Below are 18,004 nucleotides of genomic sequence, written 5' to 3' on the forward strand. Positions count from 1 at the left end.
GAAGAGGACACAGGATGGCCGGGCGCGCGCACGCACTGATGGTGGTGCTGGCGTCCGGCCTCCTGCTCGCCCTCGCGGCCTGCACGCCGAACCCGACACCGGAGCCCGACATGGTAGACCTGCTCCAGCAGGATTGGCAGCACACGCCGGGGGTGACGGTCGAACAGGACGGGTTGCAGGTCGCGGCCACCACAAGGAGCATCGTCAAGCAGGGCGGCGGGGGAAGCCAGTCGAACCCGCCGCTGAACCTGGCCGGCACGCACCTGGTGGCCAAGGGGGACTTCTCCCTCAGCGTGTCACTAACCGATGTGACAGCCGATGCGTCCTGGACCGTCTACGACAGCCCGCCGGTGATCGCCGACGAGTTCCGGATCGAGCCGGCGGGCCTGCGCCTCACCCTCCGCGGCGACAACCTCGAGATTGCGGTCTTCGACGGCTCGCCCCAGCATGACGTGACCAACCCTCAGCCCGCGCACGACGAGCACGTGACGGTCTCCGATCCGGCGGCCGCGCTCTCGGTACGCCGGTCCGGGGGCACGCTCGAGATCGCGAGCGGCGGGAACACCGTGTCATCGATGCCACTCGGCGCGGTGTTCGAGTCGGGGAAGCTCTGGCTGGGGCTGTCCAGTGATGGCGGTTCCTTCCAGGTCAGCTCCCTCACCGCCACGGCTCCGAAGGGCGCCTCGCTGAGCGCCGCAGGACCCGCAGTCGCGCAGGCCGAGCAGTCGGCGGACGGGCTGCAGGCCCTGGCCGCCCGGATGCGGCCGGACTTCAAAATCGGTGCGGCGGTGGCGCTGGGTCCGCTTGGCTCAGACCCGGACTACGCGCGGGAGTTCGTCGGCAACTTCGGCGCCCTCACGCCGGAGAACGCTATGAAGCCGCAGTTCCTCTCCCCACAGCAGGGCGTGTACACGTTCCAGGAGGCCGACGCGATCCTCGCGATCGCCGAGCGCAAGGGCATGGCGGTGCACGGCCACACCATCGCCTTCACCGAGGCGATGCCCCGCTGGATGAGGGATCTGCCCAGCGGCTCGGAGCCGGAGCGCCGTGCCAGCTCCAAGGCCCTGCTCGACTACGTGACTACCGTGGTGACGCACTTCAAAGGACGGCTCGACTCGCTCGACGTCGTCAACGAGCCGTTCGACGTCGACCAGGGGACCAGTTTCCAGCAGAACATCTGGTACCGCGTCTTCGGGCCCGGCTACCCGGCGGTCGTCTCCAAGGCCGTCTACGACGCCGATCCGGACGTCAAGCAGTACATCAACGAGAACGGGGCCGACGTGCCGGGGCCCCGCCGGGACGCCCTGCTCAAACTCGCGCTCAACACCAACGCGCTGGGCGGGCACATCTACGGCGTCGGCCTTCAGGCCCACATCTACGACCTCGAAACCGACGCCATCTCCGCCAGCCACCTTACCGATACGCTCAAGCGCTTCGAGGACGCCGGGCTGCACGTCCGCATCTCCGAGAACGACGTCACGGACGGCCAGGGGACGGCCGCCCAGGCGAAGCAGTACGCCACGGTGCTGGCCACCTGCCTGCGCTCGTCCGCCTGCGTGTCCTACACGACGTGGGGCGTGGACGACCGCTACGACTGGCGGATCGACGAGAAGGGCAGCCTGCAGCAGGGCCACGACTTTCTGTTCGACGGCGGAAAGCCGACGCCTGCGTACGACGCGATGAGGCGTGCGCTGGGCGGCTGACCGTCGGGGCGTTATTCCAGGAACGCCGGGCTGAACAGCAGCTGCAGCCCTTCGGCAAGGGACTTTCCTGCTTTGCCGCCCCCGATGACAAGTAAATCCACGTTATGGGACTGCATTCAGCTTGGCCCGCTTCCTTGCTGTCGAGTTCATGCCTGCCATCCGCAGCATATCCACGGTCAGAACCAGCAGCGCCAGCCACACCACCCCAAAGCCGATCCACCGGCCCGGCGTCATGGCCTCCCTGAACACCACCAATGCCACCACAAATTGCAGCACCGGCGCCAGATACTGCAGCAGCCCGATGGTGGTCAGCGGCAGCCGCCGGGCTGACGCGCCGAAAAACACCAGCGGTACGGCGGTAAGCACGCCGGAGGCCGCCAGCAGCCAGAAGTGCCCGGCGCCCTGGCTGGCCAGCGTGGCCGAGCCGCTCAGGCCCAGGAACACCATGGTGGCCGCGGCCACCGGGGCCAGCACCATGGTCTCGACGCTGAGGCTGGTCACGGCATCCACCTTGGGGCCAACACGCTTTTTCACAAACCCGTACAGCCCGAAGCTGAAGGCCAGCGTCAGGGCAATCCACGGCAGTTTTCCGTAGCTCACCGTGAGCACGCCCACCGCTACAAAACCGATGGCGACGGCGGCCCACTGCAGGGTGCGCAGCTTCTCCTTGAGGACAAAAACACCGAGGAGGACCGAGACGAGGGGGTTGATGAAGTAGCCCAGTGAGGCTTCGACTGCCTGGCCGGTGGTTACGCCGTAGGTGTACGTCAGCCAGTTCACGGCGATGAGGGCGCCGGCGATGGTCAGGGCGCCGAACACGGAACGGTTCCGGAAGGCATTGCCGAGCGGACCCCAGGATCGCGTGGCGGTGATCAGCAGGACACAGAAAATCAGCGACCACACCACACGGTTGGCCACGATCTCCACAGGTCCGGCGGGCAGCAGCGCAATGAAGTACAGGGGAAGCAGCCCCCACAGCCCGTAGGCGCCGATCCCGAAGGCGATTCCCGCCGTCGTCTCTTTGTCTACAGCTTTGAGGGCGGGGGATTCGGCACCGGAGGCGTTCCCGCCCGCGGGCCCCGGGGACTGGCCTGGGGAGGTGGCTTTTGCTGAGTGGACGGATCCGTCGGGAGTGGGCACCTTTGCAATAACACCAGTTGTTGGACGCGTATTCCAGCCGTTAGTCAGTACGCTTGCCTTTATGGAACGGACAAACCGGCAGGATGCGGCCCCGTGAGGCTCCGCCGCAGCAACGCAAACGGCCGCGGCTACCGGCGCGTGGCCGCCGGCACGGGCTTCAGCTACCGCGACCTGGACGGCTCCACGTTGCCCTCGGGGACCGTCCGGGACCGGCTTGAAAGCATCGGGATCCCGCCGGCCTGGACGGACGTGTGGATTGCGCCGTTCGACAACGGACACATCCAGGCCACCGGCATGGATGCCGTGGGGCGGCGGCAGTACATCTACCATCCGGAGTGGCGTGAGCGGAAGGACCGGCTGAAGTTCGACCGTGCCCTGCAGCTGGCGGAGTCGTTGCCCACGGCCCGCCGCCTGGTGACACTGGACCTCCGAAGCGACGGCCCCAGCCGCGAACGCGTCCTGGCGGCAGCCTTCAGGATGCTGGACAGCGGCTCCCTCCGGGTCGGATCGGAGCAGTACACGAACGAGAACGGCAGCCGCGGCCTGGCCACGCTCCTGTGTGCGCACGTCCACGTGCGCAAGGAGTGCCTGGAGCTGAAGTTTCCGGCCAAGAGCGGCAAGGACTGGGAATCGGAAATCCACGACGCCGACCTCGCCGCCCTGGTGCGGACCCTCAAACGGCGCGGCGGTAACGCCCGTCTCCTGGCGTTCAAGAATGGCAGGGCCTGGCATCCGGTCACCAGCGCCGACATCAACGCCTACGTCAAGGAGCGCACGGGCCTGGACTTCACGGCCAAGGACTTCCGGACGCTGCACGGGACCGTGGCAGCCGCCCTCAGCCTCGCGCGCAGCGGACCCCAGGAGAAAGTGGGGGCACGCAAGCGCGCCATCAGCATGGCCATGGAGGAGGCGGCGGCGGTGCTGGGGAACACGCCGTCAATCGCCCGCAAAAGCTATGTTGACCCCCGGTTGCTGGACCACTTCGCCGCGGGGGAGACCATCGATCCGCACCGCGCGCAGTCCGCAGAATCCGAAGTCCGTGCGCTGCTGTACCGGGAAGGTGACGTGGTGCCGCTGCAGCGAAGCGGTTAGGCCCTGGCTGAACGCCGCATCCTGGCACGCACATTAAGGACCACGGCACATTTAGAATAGGGACACTGGGCGCACCCTGCACTATGCGCTTCCGTCGCAATCTCCTCGTTCCAGAAGGGCTCCCGGTGTCCAAACCAGGCGAAACCACCTCCAAGCGTCCGCTCCGCGTTGCCATTGTGGGCGCGGGACCAGCAGGTGTGTATGCGGCGGACATCCTGACCAAGTCCAACGGCGTCAAAGACGGGGACTTCGAGGTCAGCATCGACCTGTTTGAGGCCTACCCGGCGCCCTACGGTTTGATCCGCTACGGGGTCGCGCCTGACCACCCGCGCATCAAGGGCATTGTGAACGCTCTGCACAAGGTCCTGGACCGCGGCGACATCCGCTTCCTGGGCAACGTCACCTATGGCCGCGACCTGACCCTGCATGACTTCCGGGCCTTCTATGACGCCGTGATTTTCTCCACCGGCGCCATCAAGGACGCGGACCTGCGCATCCCCGGCATCGGGCTTGCGGGCTCCTTCGGCGGGGCGGACTTCGTGTCCTGGTACGACGGCCACCCCGATGTCCCGCGGGAGTGGCCGCTGGATGCACACGAAATCGCCGTGATCGGCAATGGCAACGTGGCCCTGGACGTCGCCCGGATGCTGGTCAAGCACGCCGATGAACTGCTCACCACGGAGATCCCGGACAACGTCTACCAGGGCTTGAAAACTTCGCCCGTCACGGACGTGCACGTCTTCGGCCGCCGCGGGCCCGCCCAAGTGAAGTTCACCCCGTTGGAGTTGCGCGAGCTAAGCCACATGAAGGACGTGGACATTGTGCTGTACCCGGAGGACTTCGAATTCGACGAGGCCTCCGATGACGCCATCCGCAGCAACAACCAGATCAAAACCATGGTCAACACCCTCACCAACTGGCTCGTGGAAGAGCACGCGGAGGCGGAAGAACCGTCGTCCCGCCGCCTGCACCTGCACTTCCTGCACAGCCCGGTAGAGATTTCCGACGACGGCGGGTCCGGCCATGTTGCCGGCATCAAGTTCGAGCGGATGGAGCTGGACGGAACCGGCAACGTGAAGGGTACCGGCGATTTTGTGGACTACCCGGTGCAGGCCGTGTACCGCGCCATCGGCTACTACGGCTCGCCGCTGGATGAGCTGGAATACGACGCCAAACGCGGCGTGGTCCCCAACGAAGGCGGCCGCGTGCTGGACGCCGAAGGCAACGCGGTCCCCGGAATCTACGCCACCGGCTGGATCAAACGCGGACCGGTCGGCCTGATCGGCCACACCAAGGGCGATGCCCTGGAGACCATCGGCTTCCTGCTGGAGGACCGGCTCACCCTGCCCCCGGCCCAGAACCCGGATCCGCAGGCCATTGTCGATCTGCTGCACGAGCGCGGGGTCGAATTCACCACCTGGGCGGGCTGGATCAAGCTTGATGCGCACGAAGCAGCCCTCGGCGCTGAGTGGTCGGAAGGTGAGCCCGGCACCGACGGGACCGCCGCCGTCGTACGTGAACGCATCAAAGTAGTACCGCGCAAGGAAATGATTAGCATCTCCCGCGCCTGATCCGAGTTTTTGTCCAGATAATGCGGCTTTTTCGCCCCCAAACGGGCATTATCTGGACAAAAACTCCGGAGGGAGTTCGATGACGAACCTGATCCGTCCGGCAGTTCCCGGCACCGATTCCGAGGGGCTGGCCCAGCGGCATGCCCTGGCCGCCCACGAGCAGCTCGACGCCCGCGCGTTTCCGGACACGCCGGAAATCCCCGGGCTGCGTCGGCTGATCCGCGAATCCTGGCAGCGGTCGGCTCGGCTGAAAGCCAATCCGGACAACCCCGAAGCGCCGCTTGCCCTGGATACGGATGAGCTGGAGGAATACCGCAGGCAGCACCCCCTGGCAAGCATCATGCCCGTGATCCACAAGCTACTGGTCCAGCCCAGCCACGACAGCGGGTTGCTGGTGGCGGTAGGGGACGAGGTTGGCCGGCTGCTCTGGGTGGAGGGGGATCCAGCCCTGCAGCGCCGCGCGGAAGGCATGATGTTCGTGCCCGGCGCTGACTGGTCAGAGGCCACCGTCGGCACCAGTGCACCGGGAACAGCCCTGGCGTTGGGCCGCGGCATCCAGATTTCCGGGGCCGAGCATTACCAGCGGTCCGTGCACGCGTGGAGCTGCACCGCCGTCCCGTTCTACGACCCGGATTCCGGCGCGCTGCTGGGCGTTGTGGACATCACGGGCAAGGCCACCGCGGTGGCCCCGCACACCTTGTCACTCGTCGAGGCGACCGTGGCCGCCGCGCAGGCGCAGCTGCGCGTTGAGCGGCTCCAGTTCGCGGCGACGCTCGCCAGCCGGCCGGCCCGACGGCGGACCACCAGTACCGTGCCCGGGTCCAGTCGGGCCGGGGGAGCCGGCTCCGGCGGGAAGGCAATCAGTCTCTACCGGAACAGCCTGCAGATCCTGGGCCGCGACCAGGCCGTGCTCAGCATCGAAGGCAAGACTGTGGTGCTGTCCGCCAGGCACAGCGAAATCCTCGCTCTGCTCAGCACGCACCCGGACGGCCTAACGGCTGAGGAACTCAGCGACCAGCTCTACCCGGGCGGCGGTTCCACCATGACGCTGCGCCCGGAAATGGTCCGGCTGCGCAAGATCCTCCAGCAGCTCAATCCGGCTGCCGTCCCCACATCGAGGCCGTACAAGCTCAGCATGGACCTGGTCCCGGACAGCGGCCAGGTGCTGAACTGCCTGCAGCGGGGCGCCCACCGGATCGCGCTGGAAATCTACCGCGGCGCCGTGCTGCCGCGGTCTGAGTCCCCGGGCATTATCAGGCTCCGGGCTCGGGTCTCCTCCCTGATGCGTGAAGCGGTGCTGACCGACGGCAGCGCCGAGACGCTGCTCAAGTACGCGGCACTTCCGGAGGCGAAGGACGACGTCGACGTCCGGACTGCCGCGCTCAAGCTGCTGCCGCCGCGATCACCCAAACGGGCCGCCGTCGTCGCCGACCTTGAACGGCTGGAAGCCGAACTCGGCGCCTAACCCCCGCCGCGGGTGCTCGAAGCCTGGGCCCACGCCTGCCGGGTCCCTGGCCGAGCTTGCGAGGCAAGGGGAGCAGGTGGGACCGGCAGTGAGCTGGCTCACACACGCGCAACCTGACCGCAACCCTTACACTCCTACGCTGATGGCAACGGCGGCGCCGGCATCAAGGCGCCACCTCCGGCACAGCAAAGGAGCTAGCAATGACTGTTTACGCACAGCCCGGTACCGATGGTTCGAAGGTCACGTTCAAGGACCGCTACGAGAACTGGATCGGCGGCGAGTGGGTTGCCCCCGTCAAAGGCCAGTACTTCGAAAACATCACCCCTGTCACCGGCAAAGTCTTCTGCGAGGTGGCCCGCGGCACCGCCGAGGACATTGAGCTGGCCCTGGACGCCGCCCACAAGATCGCGCCGTCCTGGGGCAAAACCTCCGTGGCCGAGCGTGCTGCCATCCTGAACAAGATCGCCGACCGGATCGACGAGAACCTGGAAATGCTCGCCGTCGCGGAATCCTGGGACAACGGCAAGCCCGTCCGTGAAACCCTGGGGGCGGACATCCCGCTCGCCGCGGACCACTTCCGCTACTTCGCCTCCGCCGTCCGTGCCCAGGAGGGCCGGCTGTCCCAGCTCGACGACGACACCACCGCCTACCACTACCACGAGCCACTCGGCGTCGTAGGCCAGATCATCCCGTGGAACTTCCCCATCCTGATGGCCGTCTGGAAGCTGGCCCCCGCCCTGGCCGCGGGCAACGCAGTGGTGCTCAAGCCGGCCGAGCAGACGCCGTCGTCCATCCTGGTGCTGATGGAGCTCATCGGCGATCTCCTCCCGGCCGGCGTCCTCAACGTGGTCAACGGCTTCGGCGTCGAGGCCGGCAAGCCGCTGGCCTCCAGCCCGCGGATCCGCAAGATCGCCTTCACCGGCGAGACCACCACTGGCCGGCTGATCAGCCAGTATGCCAGCCAGAACCTCATCCCGGTCACCTTGGAACTCGGCGGCAAGAGCCCCAACATCTTCTTCAACGACGTCGCCGCGGACACCACCGACGCCTTCTACGACAAGGCCCAGGAGGGCTTCGCGCTCTTCGCGTTCAACCAGGGCGAGGTCTGCACGTGCCCGTCGCGTGCCCTGGTCCAGGAAGACATCTACGATTCCTTCATGGCCGACGCCGTGGCCCGGGTGGCGAAGATGATCCAGGGCAATCCGCTCGACACCGAGACCCAGGTGGGTGCCCAGGCCTCCAACGACCAGCTTGAGAAGATCCTCTCCTACATCGACATCGGCAAGCAGGAGGGCGCCAAGGTGCTCATCGGCGGCGCACGCGGCCAGCTCGAAGGGGACCTGGCTGGCGGCTACTACGTCCAGCCCACCGTGTTCGAGGGCCACAACAAGATGCGGATCTTCCAGGAGGAGATCTTCGGCCCTGTTGTTTCGGTGACAAAGTTCAGCGACTACAACGACGCCATGGGCATCGCCAACGACACCCTGTACGGCCTCGGTGCCGGCGTTTGGTCCCGCAACGGCAATGTTGCGTACCGCGCCGGGCGTGAAATCCAGGCAGGCCGCGTCTGGGTCAACAACTACCACGCCTACCCGGCGGGCGCCGCGTTCGGCGGCTACAAGTCCTCAGGCATCGGGCGGGAAAACCATTCCATGATGCTGGACCACTACCAGCAGACCAAGAACCTCCTGGTCAGCTACAACGAAAACAAGCTCGGCTTCTTCTAGGCCCTGCCCACCTTCAACCGGCATATCACCGCTACAACAACGCAAGGATTGCGCCAATGACGACGACGATGCAAGCAGCAGTAGTAACCGAATTCGGCAAGGATCTCCAGATCCAGGACATCGCCGTTCCCACACCGGGGCCGGGGGAGGCCCTGGTCAAGGTGCTCACCACCGGCGTCTGCCACACCGACCTCCACGCCGCAGAGGGCGATTGGCCCGTGAAGCCGTCGCCGCCGTTTGTCCCTGGCCATGAAGGCGTGGGTGAAGTTGTGGCCCTCGGTGAGGGGGTCACTGACCTCGCCGTTGGTGACCTGGTCGGAAACGCGTGGCTCTGGTCTGCCTGCGGCGACTGCCAATACTGCCGCACCGGCTGGGAGACACTGTGCGAGGTGCAGCTGAACGCCGGCTACTCCGTTGACGGCTCCTTCGGCGAGTACATGCTGGTGGACAGCCGTTTTGCGGCCCGCATTCCGGCGGGCTCCGACCCCGTGGAGGTGGCACCTGTGCTCTGCGCCGGCGTCACCGTCTACAAGGGCTTGAAGATGACCGAGGCCAGGCCGGGGCAGTGGGTGACGATCTCCGGCATCGGCGGCCTGGGCCATATCGCCGTCCAGTACGCGGTTGCCATGGGGCTGCGTGTGGCAGCCGTGGACATCGCGGACGACAAGCTCGCGCTGGCGAAGGACCACGGCGCTGAAGTGACGGTCAACGCCCTGCACGAAGATCCAGCAGAAGTCATCCAGCGCGAAACCGGAGGTTCCCATGCAGTCTTGGTTACGGCAGTGCACCCGTCAGCTTTCGGACAGGCGATCGGCATGGCCCGCAGGGGCGGGACGATTGTGTTCAACGGACTGCCACCGGGTGACTTTCCGGCGCCGATCTTCGAGATTGTGCTCAAGGGCCTGACTGTCCGCGGCTCGATCGTGGGGACCCGGCAGGACCTCGAGGAAGCACTCGATTTCTATGCCCAGGGCAAGATCCACCCCACGGTCTCAGTTCGGGAGCTCGGGGAAGTCAACGCCGTCCTTGACGAAATGAAACACGCCAAGATCGACGGCCGTGTGGTGCTGAGGTTCTGATGCCAGCGACAAGGCTTAACGCCGCAGTGACGCTGCCTGGGGAAGATTTTTCCCGCGTGGCGCTCACCGCGCAGGCCGTGGAACTGCTGCAAAAGCTGTGGCTGCAGCACGGGCCGCTCATGTTCCATCAGTCCGGCGGCTGCTGCGATGGCTCCGCTCCCATGTGCTATCCGGCCGGCGAGTTCATCACCGGCGATGCGGATGTCCTGCTGGGGCTGTTTGATATTTCGGACGGACTTAAGCCGGAGCCGTTGGAGTTTTGGATGTCCAGGGAGCAGTTCGAGTATTGGAGCCACACGCACCTGACGGTGGATGTGGTGCCGGGCCGGGGGAGCGGCTTCTCGGTGGAAGCCCCCGAAGGCAAGCGCTTCCTCATCCGGTCCACCCTGATGACGGATTGGCCTGTTTAGACAATACTTAGACAATTCGACGCAGTAACCCTTGGGGCCCTCCGAAAGGAGGGCCTCAAGCTGTTTCCCGCATTAAGTTCGGCGCTCTGCCTGTCTCACCATTCGGAAGGATTGCGAGCAGCTTCCCGCTGGGCCGTAAAGTTGATAAGTCCGTTTCCCCCAAAAATCAGGATCAACTACTCATGAACCTTCTCCGGACCAAATCCATCGAGCAGTCCATCGCGGACGCTGATGAACCCGGACGCAAGCTCAAACGGTCACTCAGCACCTGGGACCTGATGATCATGGGCGTCGCTGTCGCAGTCGGAGCCGGGATCTTCTCGGTGGGCGCGAAGGCTGCGGCCAACTTCTCCGGCCCGGCCGTGACGGTCTCCTTCGCCATCGCCGCAGTGACCTGTGCCCTGGCCATCATGTGCTACGCCGAGTTCGCCACCGCCATACCCGTTGCCGGGTCCGCTTACGTCTTTACGTACGCCACCATGGGCGAGGTGCTCGCGTGGATCATCGGCTGGAACCTGATCCTGGAGCTCTTCACCGCCGCGGCCGTCATCGCGAAGTACTGGGGCATCTACCTCAGTAACGTGTTCGCACTGATGGGGGCCGATGTTCCTGCGGCCGTTTCCATCGGTGGCGTGGACCTCTATTGGGGCGCGTTCCTGATCGTCGCCGTTTTCACCGTTCTCCTGGTGCTGGGAACCAAGCTCTCGGCTCGCGTGGGCAACGTCTTCACCCTGATCAAGATCGCCGTTGTGCTCTTTGTGATCGTTGTGGGCTTCACCTACGTGAAAGTCGAGAACTACAGCCCGTTCGTCCCGGCCGCTGAGCCCACCGCCGGCGGCGCCGCTGACGTCCTCAAGCAGTCCTTCTTCGGCTTCCTCACCGGTGCCGCCCCTGCGCAGTACGGCACGCTCGGTGTCTTCGCGGGCGCAGCCCTGGTGTTCTTCGCGTTCATCGGCTTCGACGTGGTGGCCACGTCCGCGGAGGAAGTCAAGAACCCGCAGAAGACCCTGCCGAGCGGCATCTTCGGGGGCCTCGCCGTGGTGACGGTGCTTTACATCCTGGTGTCCCTCGCGCTGACCGGCATGGTCTCCTACACCGACCTCGCGGCGGCAGAAAACCCCACGCTCACCACCGCGTTCGAAGCCGTTGGCAACACCACCGCTGCCAAGGTCATCGCGTTCGGTTCCCTGATCGGCCTCACCACCGTCATCATGGTGCTGCTCATGGGACTGTCCCGGGTGGTGCTGGCCATGAGCCGCGACGGCCTGCTGCCGCGGTCCCTCTCCAAAACCAGCGACAAGCGTTCGACGCCGGTCCGCCTCCAGATCATCTGCGGCGCCGCCGTGGCACTTGTGGCGGGCCTGACCAACGTGGACCTGCTCGAAGAAATGATCAACATCGGCACACTGTCCGCGTTTGTGATGGTCAGCCTGGGCATCCTGGTGCTGCGCAGGAAGCGCCCCGACCTGAAGCCGTCCTTCCGCGTGCCGTTCGGCAAGGTCCTCCCGGTGGTTTCCGCCGTGCTGTGCCTGTACCTGATGATGAACCTGGCCGTGGAGACGTGGATCTTCTTCGCCGGCTGGCTGGTTATCGGCATCGTCATCTACTTCGCTTACGGCCAGAGGCACTCCCGCCTGAATGAAAAGTTCGCTGCGGCCAAGTCTGCAGTGGATAATGCGCCCGAGAAGGAAATGGCGTCCCGCCCTTAGTACCCAACTCTTCGCACAGCACCAACAGAGGCATCCCTCCGCTCCAGGCGGCCGGGTGCCTCTGTTGGTGCCCGCCCTATATCGTTACTGACATGAGCGAAGTCCAGAGCCCACCCGTTTCGGCCATCCTTTAGGCCAACCCGGTGGTAGCCGTCCTCCGCGCCCGGCACGCCCGGGAATACGCGCCGGTGATCGAGACCCTGTCAGCGGCGGCGTGCGGTCCATCGAACTGACCCTCAGCGCCGACGGGGTCTTTGACCTCCTGCCCGACCTCAAACGGCAATTCGGCGGGGACCCGGAAATCGGCGTCGGCACTGTCACCTCCGGGGACCAGGCCCGCCAGGCGCTCGACGGCGGCGACCTTGCAGCCCTCACGGTCCGGTCCCGCCAGCTGAGTGCACTGGTGGCGGAAGCGGTCCAGGCGAGGATTACGCGGTGACCTTCACCGACGTCGTGACCTTCGGCGAAACCATGGGCCTGATGAAAGCCGACACACCCGGCCCGCTGGCCCAGGTGTCCTCCCTCAGCCTCGGCATGGGCGGTTCCCAAAGCAACTTCGCCATCGCGCTGCGCCGGCTCGGCACTTCGGTGACGTGGGTTGGCCGCGCCGGCAACGACAGCCTCGGCGAACTGGTGCTGAGGGAGCTCGCGGCCGAAGGGATCGTGGTGGACCCGCTGCGCTACGAGACGGCACCCACCGGCTTTATGATCAAAGAGCGCCGCACCATGGACCAGCTCAGGGTCTGGTACTACCGGTCCGGAAGCGCAGGTTCGCGCTTGGCCCGGACGGACATCCCGGCCGGCCGGATTGCCAACGCCCGGCTCCTGCACCTCACCGGCATTACCCCCGCACTGTCGCCGTCCGCTGCGCAGGCCGCCCAGCACGCGCTCGATATCGCGCGCGATGCCGGTGTGCTGGTCTCTTTCGACCTCAATTACCGGGCCGCGCTGTGGTCCGCCGACGACGCGGGAAAGGTCTTCCGCAGCTTTATCACGCAGGCGGACATTGTGTTCGCCGGCGACGATGAAGCCGCCATTGCGGTAGGACCAGCGGAGGATCCCCTGGAGCTCGCCCGGCGGGTTGCCGCCCTGGGACCCGGTCAGGCGGTCATCAAGCGCGGGGCCGCGGGCTGTGCCGCTGTGATCGACGGCGTGGAATACTCGCAGGACGCCGTCCGGGTCAACGCCATCGATACCGTGGGCGCCGGTGATGCGTTTGTGGCCGGCTACATTTCGGACCTGCTGGCTGGAGCCTCGGTCCAGGAACGGCTGCTCACCGCGGTCCGCACCGGAGCCTTCGCCTGCCTCGTGCCGGGCGACTGGGAGGGCACGCCGCGCCGCCATGAGCTTGCCTTGCTCGACGCAACCGAACCGGTGGCACGCTGACGCATATCCGACGCTGCAGGGAGGGTCTGGATCGGCGCCGCGGCGCTGGGTACGGCACACCGTCCTGCCCTCCCTAAGATGGATTCATGGCCCGCCCCGCAAAACCGGAGCGCAAAGCAGAGCTGCTGAGCGCAATCCTTGACTACCTGATGGACAAGACGCTGGCCGAACTGACGTTCCGCACCCTGGCCGAAGGCCTGGGCATCAGTGCGTACGCGCTGGTTTACCACTTCGGTAACCGCGAACAGCTGATCACGGAAGTCATCCGCTCCATCGAATCCAGACTGGACAGCATGCGCAGCACTGACGTCCGGGAGATCAGCCGCGAGGCCTGGCGGGCGTACCTTCTTGAGTCGTGGCAGTGGACCATGGCCCAGCGGAACCGGCACCTTGCCCGGCTGGAGTTTGAGGCCACGGCACAGGATATCGTCGCCGCTGAACCCCGGGGCACAGCCCAGGAGCATTTCCGCATGCTGCATTACAAGACCCGTGACTGGCTGATGGTCCAGGGTGTTGCCGAGGAGTTTGCCGACACCGATGCACGGCTCTTTACGTCCACGTTCTACGGGCTGCAGTTCGACTTTGTGGTGATGAACCAGCCGGAGGCGGCAACGAAGGCCTTTGAGCTGATGCTGACGGTGTTCTTCAACAACCTCGAGTACCGGCAGGCGGCCGCCGGGGAAGAGTCCAGCCACGAAGAGCGCAGCCATGAAGAGTCCAGCCACGACGGCGCCAGGTAAGAAGTGGTCCGGTAGCCCCTGCGTTCAGCTGAACCCTTGCGTTCAGCCAAACTACTGCCTTCAGCCGACAGCTGTTACGGCGCGGCGTGACGGCCCACCCACTCCACCAGGGGCCGCAGCTGGTCCCAGAGCCCGGCTACCTTCCGGGCTGCATCGGGCGATTCCACCCAGTCCGGCCGGCCCAGCTCCATGCCGGCGGAGAGCGACTTGTGCTTAAGCAGCTCCGCCCGGGGATGGTCCCGGTCATAAGCGCGCGGCACAGTTTTGAGTTTCTCGCCCTCCACCGCAAAGCCCGCGGCAGCCACACCGTCCACGATGTGCCGCAGCGATTCACCCGGGCCGGAGGCATCCACCGAATTTCGGAACCGGGCCAGTTGCGCAGGAGTATGGGAATGGTAGCCGCCACCGACCAGCAGCCCGTCAGCGCTGATCTGCAGGTAGTAGCCCACGCCTTCCTGGACTGACGCAAAGGCGCCCTGGGCCGTCTTATATGGCGACTTGTCCTGGGCAAACCTGATGTCCCGGTTGGGACGAAAGATCTTGCCCGGCCCGAACCGCGGCTCTAGCTCGGCCAGCAGTGCCGCGACCGGGTCCCGGACCAAGGTGTTGTAGCTGTCTTTGTGCTCCAGCCACCACTCCCGGCTGTTGTTGTCCTCAAGCTCGGCGTAGAACGCGAATGCTCCTGCAGGGATGCCCTGGAATGTGTTCATGCAGCGATCCTAGGTATTCGAACAAAGTCCAGCCAGAGCCCGCATCACGTATGTGGATAGCGTCACATTCGGGCGTAAAATCGAACATCAGCTGACGCCTTCCGCCATCCGGCTACTGGCGTCAGGAGGATAACGATGGGAAGAACAAGTTGACCCTTGAATCTCTCATGCCAGAGAGTGCGAACAGCGGCGCATGGGGGCGTCTCACTCCCGTGCCAGTGCACGAAGGAGTGTCATGAAACGTCGTACCGTTATCGCTGCCCTTGCCGCAGCATCCGTCCTGGGCTTGTCAGCCTGTGGGTCCGGCTCACCGAGTTCCCCCGGAGGCGGCACCTCCACTGCAGGGGCTACGGGGGCACGGAACTGACCAAGATCAGCGTGGGCGTTATCCCGATCGTGGACTGCGCCCCGATCTACCTGGGCAACAATCAGGGGTTCTTCAAGGATGAGGGCCTGCAGTTAGATATTCAGACCGCCACCGGCGGCGCAGCAATCGTGCCGGGCGTGGTCAGCGGCAGCTTCGACTTCGCCTTCTCCAACTTGATTTCCGTGATGGTCGCAAAGGACAAGGGTCTCGACCTCAAATTCGTTGCCAACGGCGCGTCCAGCACCGGCGAGCGCGGCAAGGATGTGGGTGGTATCGTCGTCCCGGCCAGCTCGAGCATCAACTCCGCCAAGGACCTCGCTGGCAAGACCGTCTCGGTGAACAACCTGTCCAACATCGGCGACACCACTATTAAGTCGGCCATCGAAAAGGACGGCGGCGATCCCTCCAACGTGAAGTTCGTCGAGGTCGCCTTCCCGGACGCCCCGGCTGCGCTGGCCAACAAGCAGGTGGACGCGGCCTGGATTCTGGAACCGTTCGCTTCCAAGGCCGTCGCCGAGGGCGGCACCGTGGTCTCCTGGAACTTCGTCGAGAGGAGCCCGGAGCTGGACATCGCCGGTTACTTCACCAAGTCTGACACCATCAAGAACAAGGCGGACCTGACCGCGAAGTTCACCCGGGCCATGAACAAGTCCCTCGAGTACGCGCAGGCAGGCGCACCCACAGGAGGTCCGCGACCTCGTGGGCACGTACACCAAGATCGACGAGGCCGCACGAGCCAAGATCGTGCTGCCGCGCTACAAAGTCGACTTCAACAAGGACGCCTTCAAGACCCTCGGTGACGCTGCCGCCAAGTACGGCACTCTGACCAAGGCGCCGAACGCAGGCGACCTCCTCCCGTGAGTGCAGACGCTCTAACCTCCGGCGGTCCCGTCCCCAGCGTGGGGCGGGACCGCCAGTACGTCCGCAAGGTGCCTACGAAACAGCTGCTCGGCTTGGCCGGGATTGTGGGATTCCTGGGCACCTGGGAACTCATTCCGCGGCTGGGCATCATCAATGAACGTTTCCTCCCCCCGGCCGGCGATGTCATTGTGGCACTGGTGCGGGACGTTGGGCTGACCGCATTCTGGATCTCGGTCGGCGAAACCATGACCGCCTGGTTCCTGGGCCTCGTCATCGCCGTCGCCTTGGCGGGGTCCGGCTTGCTGCCACAGTGGCGCTGGTCCTGGCCATCACGGCGGAACTGGTGATCGGGTCGCCTGGCCTCGGGCGTGAGATCGCCCTTGCCCAGTCCGGCGGCGCCATCTCGGGCATGTATGCCCTGGTGCTTGCCACTGGCCTGATCGGCGTGGCAATTAACGCACTGATGCGGTTCATCGAAAAGAAGACTCTTTCCTGGCATTCCTCCGTCCGTTCCGAGGTGATTGTGTGAAAGCCCTGAAGACCCTTGGCCACCTGCTGGCGTTGCCGGTTTTGCTGGTCCTGCTCTGGTGGGCCTCAACCCTCGGTGCCGTCAACTTCTTCGTCCCCACCCCTGCCACCCTGGTCAGTAAATTCGGCCAGGTCTGGTTCGGCCCCCGCTTCCTCTCCGACGTGCTGCCCAGCATCGGAAGGCTTCTGGTCGGCGTCGTCGCAGCCATCGTGATCGGCATCGTGGGCGGGGTACTCATCGGCTCGGTCCGATGGCTCCGGGCCCTGCTGGAACCGACGCTGGAGTTCTTTTGCGCCAACCCGCCGCCGGTCCTGGTCCCGGTCCTGATCCTGTTGATGGGCATCAGCGACTCCATGAAGATCGCTGTCATCATCTCCGGCTGCGTCTGGCCTGTCCTGCTGAACACCATCGAAGGAGTCCGGGCTGTCGACGGGGTGCTCTCTGATTCGGCCCACACCTACGGCATCGACGGCTGGGCCCGTGTCAGGTACCTGGTATTGCCTTCGGCCAGTCCGCAGATCATGGCAGGGGTGCGCCAGTCGTTGTCCCTCGGGCTGATCCTGATGGTCATCTCCGAAATGTTCGCCTCGTCCTCGGGGCTTGGCTTCACCATCGTCCAGTTCCAGCGGTCCTTCGCCATCCCGGAAATGTGGTCCGGCATCGTGGTACTCGGTCTGCTGGGCGTGGCTTTGTCGTTCATTTTCCAGTGGGCCGAGCGAAACATCCTGCGCTGGTACCACGGCCAGAAAGAGGTAGAAAATGCAGCCTGATCCCACCCGCCCGGCTCCGGAGGCCATGCTCTCCGTCCGCGGCCTGAAGAAGGTGTACCAGACCGACGGCGGCGACATCGAGGCTGTGCGTAACCTGACCTTCGACCTGCGTGCCGGCGAACTTGCCTGCCTCGTGGGTCCCTCCGGGTCCGGGACAACGTGGAGCTGCCGCTGAAAAACCAGGGGGTGCCCAAGGCTGAACGGGACAAGCTCGTTGACGAGGCCCTTGAGGCGGTGGGCCTTGCCCACGTCCCGCGCTCCTATCCCTGGCAGCTGTCCGGCGGTATGCAGCAGCGCGTGGCGATCGCCCGCGCCATTGCGTACCAGCCCGAGGTCCTGCTGATGGACGAGCCGTTCGCGGCTGTGGACGCGCGGACCCGGGCGGATCTGGAGGACCTGATCCGCACCATCTGGAAGAAGTTCGGCGTGACGGTGCTTTTCGTTACGCACGACATCGACGAATCGGTTTACCTCGGCGAACGCGTCATCATCCTCTCCAGTTCCCCGACCGTGGTCCAGGAGGACATCATGATTGACCTCCCGGTGGAGCGTGACCAGTAGGAGACCCGGTCCCTGCCGCGCTTCACCGAACTCCGCCACCACGTGTACGAGCAAATCCAGCGCGCCAAAAAGGGCCACCGCCCCGCGGCGGCAGGTGAGCCGGAGACGCTCACACGCTCCTAGCCCCTATAAGTGAGGCGTGCGCGTCAACTCAACGCTAGAAACAACGCCACAAACTAAACAA

17 protein-coding genes and 1 pseudogene are annotated in these 18,004 nt (G+C 65.3%); 16 read left to right on the top strand and 2 right to left on the bottom strand.

Annotated elements, in window-relative coordinates:
* The first annotated feature begins 110 nt into the window (after nt 1-110).
* Nucleotides 111-1,703 (top strand): endo-1,4-beta-xylanase, encoded by a 1,593-nt coding sequence (locus ABIB45_RS13840; RefSeq protein WP_354216437.1) that lies wholly within the window; start codon nt 111-113, stop codon nt 1,701-1,703.
* A gap of 102 nt (nt 1,704-1,805) precedes the next feature.
* Here the strand turns inward: ABIB45_RS13840 and rarD are convergent, their stop codons facing one another.
* Entirely contained in the window at nt 1,806-2,852 is a 1,047-nt protein-coding gene (rarD, locus tag ABIB45_RS13845) for an EamA family transporter RarD (RefSeq protein ID WP_354216504.1), read from the bottom strand.
* An 84-nt stretch (nt 2,853-2,936) separates the two neighbouring features.
* Between rarD and ABIB45_RS13850 the strand changes: the two genes are divergently transcribed.
* The 10 genes from ABIB45_RS13850 to ABIB45_RS13895 all read left to right on the top strand — a co-directional run bounded on the left by ABIB45_RS13850 (nt 2,937) and on the right by ABIB45_RS13895 (nt 14,022).
* Nucleotides 2,937-3,935: a DNA topoisomerase IB gene (locus ABIB45_RS13850; protein ID WP_354216438.1), complete on the top strand. Its 999-nt coding sequence runs from the start codon at nt 2,937-2,939 to the stop codon at nt 3,933-3,935.
* Nucleotides 3,936-4,018: 83 nt separating this feature from the next.
* The gene (locus ABIB45_RS13855; protein WP_502909222.1) at nt 4,019-5,506 is read left to right on the top strand and encodes an FAD-dependent oxidoreductase; all 1,488 of its coding nucleotides are present in this window, start codon (nt 4,019-4,021) and stop codon (nt 5,504-5,506) included.
* A gap of 79 nt (nt 5,507-5,585) precedes the next feature.
* Nucleotides 5,586-6,971, top strand: a complete 1,386-nt coding sequence (locus ABIB45_RS13860) for a helix-turn-helix domain-containing protein (RefSeq protein ID WP_354216440.1) — start codon at nt 5,586-5,588, stop codon at nt 6,969-6,971.
* A 200-nt stretch (nt 6,972-7,171) separates the two neighbouring features.
* The gene (exaC, locus tag ABIB45_RS13865) at nt 7,172-8,698 is read left to right on the top strand and encodes an acetaldehyde dehydrogenase ExaC (RefSeq protein ID WP_354216441.1); all 1,527 of its coding nucleotides are present in this window, start codon (nt 7,172-7,174) and stop codon (nt 8,696-8,698) included.
* Nucleotides 8,699-8,754: 56 nt separating this feature from the next.
* Nucleotides 8,755-9,777 (top strand): alcohol dehydrogenase AdhP, encoded by a 1,023-nt coding sequence (gene adhP, locus ABIB45_RS13870; protein ID WP_354216442.1) that lies wholly within the window; start codon nt 8,755-8,757, stop codon nt 9,775-9,777.
* Nucleotides 9,777-10,187: a DUF779 domain-containing protein gene (locus ABIB45_RS13875; RefSeq protein ID WP_354216443.1), complete on the top strand. Its 411-nt coding sequence runs from the start codon at nt 9,777-9,779 to the stop codon at nt 10,185-10,187. Before adhP ends, ABIB45_RS13875 begins: the two co-directional genes overlap by 1 nt.
* A 182-nt stretch (nt 10,188-10,369) precedes the next feature.
* Entirely contained in the window at nt 10,370-11,896 is a 1,527-nt protein-coding gene (locus tag ABIB45_RS13880) for an amino acid permease (protein ID WP_354216444.1), read from the top strand.
* Between the two features lie 214 nt (nt 11,897-12,110).
* Entirely contained in the window at nt 12,111-12,335 is a 225-nt protein-coding gene (locus ABIB45_RS13885) for a beta/alpha barrel domain-containing protein (RefSeq protein ID WP_354216445.1), read from the top strand.
* On the top strand, nt 12,332-13,282 hold the full coding sequence (locus ABIB45_RS13890) for a sugar kinase (RefSeq protein ID WP_354216446.1): 951 nt from the start codon (nt 12,332-12,334) through the stop codon (nt 13,280-13,282). Before ABIB45_RS13885 ends, ABIB45_RS13890 begins: the two co-directional genes overlap by 4 nt.
* An 86-nt stretch (nt 13,283-13,368) precedes the next feature.
* Entirely contained in the window at nt 13,369-14,022 is a 654-nt protein-coding gene (locus ABIB45_RS13895) for a TetR/AcrR family transcriptional regulator (protein ID WP_354216447.1), read from the top strand.
* Between the two features lie 74 nt (nt 14,023-14,096).
* Here the strand turns inward: ABIB45_RS13895 and ABIB45_RS13900 are convergent, their stop codons facing one another.
* Nucleotides 14,097-14,732: a DUF2461 domain-containing protein gene (locus ABIB45_RS13900; RefSeq protein WP_354216448.1), complete on the bottom strand. Its 636-nt coding sequence runs from the start codon at nt 14,730-14,732 to the stop codon at nt 14,097-14,099.
* Nucleotides 14,733-15,110: 378 nt separating this feature from the next.
* Here ABIB45_RS13900 and ABIB45_RS13905 point away from each other — a divergent pair, with 378 nt between their 5' ends.
* From ABIB45_RS13905 to ABIB45_RS13925, 5 genes and pseudogenes are all read left to right on the top strand, one after another.
* Nucleotides 15,111-15,899, top strand: a complete 789-nt coding sequence (locus ABIB45_RS13905; protein WP_354216449.1) for an ABC transporter substrate-binding protein — start codon at nt 15,111-15,113, stop codon at nt 15,897-15,899.
* 57 nt (nt 15,900-15,956) lie between these two features.
* Nucleotides 15,957-16,307, top strand: coding sequence for an ABC transporter permease family protein (locus ABIB45_RS13910; protein WP_354216450.1), 351 nt, complete (start codon nt 15,957-15,959; stop codon nt 16,305-16,307).
* Nucleotides 16,271-16,489 carry an ABC transporter permease subunit gene (locus tag ABIB45_RS13915; protein ID WP_354216451.1) on the top strand — a complete coding sequence of 73 codons (219 nt, stop codon included), beginning with the start codon at nt 16,271-16,273 and terminating at the stop codon, nt 16,487-16,489. Before ABIB45_RS13910 ends, ABIB45_RS13915 begins: the two co-directional genes overlap by 37 nt.
* The gene (locus ABIB45_RS13920; protein ID WP_354216452.1) at nt 16,486-17,259 is read left to right on the top strand and encodes an ABC transporter permease; all 774 of its coding nucleotides are present in this window, start codon (nt 16,486-16,488) and stop codon (nt 17,257-17,259) included. Before ABIB45_RS13915 ends, ABIB45_RS13920 begins: the two co-directional genes overlap by 4 nt.
* Nucleotides 17,249-17,943, top strand: a pseudogene (locus ABIB45_RS13925) (ABC transporter ATP-binding protein). Before ABIB45_RS13920 ends, ABIB45_RS13925 begins: the two are co-directional and overlap by 11 nt.
* Nucleotides 17,944-18,004: the final 61 nt, after the last annotated feature.

Source organism: Arthrobacter sp. UYCo732, from assembly GCF_040547265.1.
In the GTDB taxonomy this organism is placed as follows: domain Bacteria; phylum Actinomycetota; class Actinomycetes; order Actinomycetales; family Micrococcaceae; genus Arthrobacter.

Excerpts from the sequence above, each read along its gene's own strand:
- exaC (WP_354216441.1), top strand. The coding sequence starts at position 7,172 with ATGACTGTTTACGCACAGCCCGGTACCGATGGTTCGAAGGTCACGTTC.
- ABIB45_RS13840 (WP_354216437.1), top strand. The coding sequence starts at position 111 with ATGGTAGACCTGCTCCAGCAGGATTGGCAGCACACGCCGGGGGTGACG.
- adhP (WP_354216442.1), top strand. The coding sequence starts at position 8,755 with ATGACGACGACGATGCAAGCAGCAGTAGTAACCGAATTCGGCAAGGAT.
- ABIB45_RS13880 (WP_354216444.1), top strand. The coding sequence starts at position 10,370 with ATGAACCTTCTCCGGACCAAATCCATCGAGCAGTCCATCGCGGACGCT.
- ABIB45_RS13875 (WP_354216443.1), top strand. The coding sequence starts at position 9,777 with ATGCCAGCGACAAGGCTTAACGCCGCAGTGACGCTGCCTGGGGAAGAT.
- ABIB45_RS13855 (WP_502909222.1), top strand. The coding sequence starts at position 4,019 with ATGCGCTTCCGTCGCAATCTCCTCGTTCCAGAAGGGCTCCCGGTGTCC.
- ABIB45_RS13895 (WP_354216447.1), top strand. The coding sequence starts at position 13,369 with ATGGCCCGCCCCGCAAAACCGGAGCGCAAAGCAGAGCTGCTGAGCGCA.
- ABIB45_RS13860 (WP_354216440.1), top strand. The coding sequence starts at position 5,586 with ATGACGAACCTGATCCGTCCGGCAGTTCCCGGCACCGATTCCGAGGGG.
- ABIB45_RS13900 (WP_354216448.1), bottom strand. The coding sequence starts at position 14,732 with ATGAACACATTCCAGGGCATCCCTGCAGGAGCATTCGCGTTCTACGCC.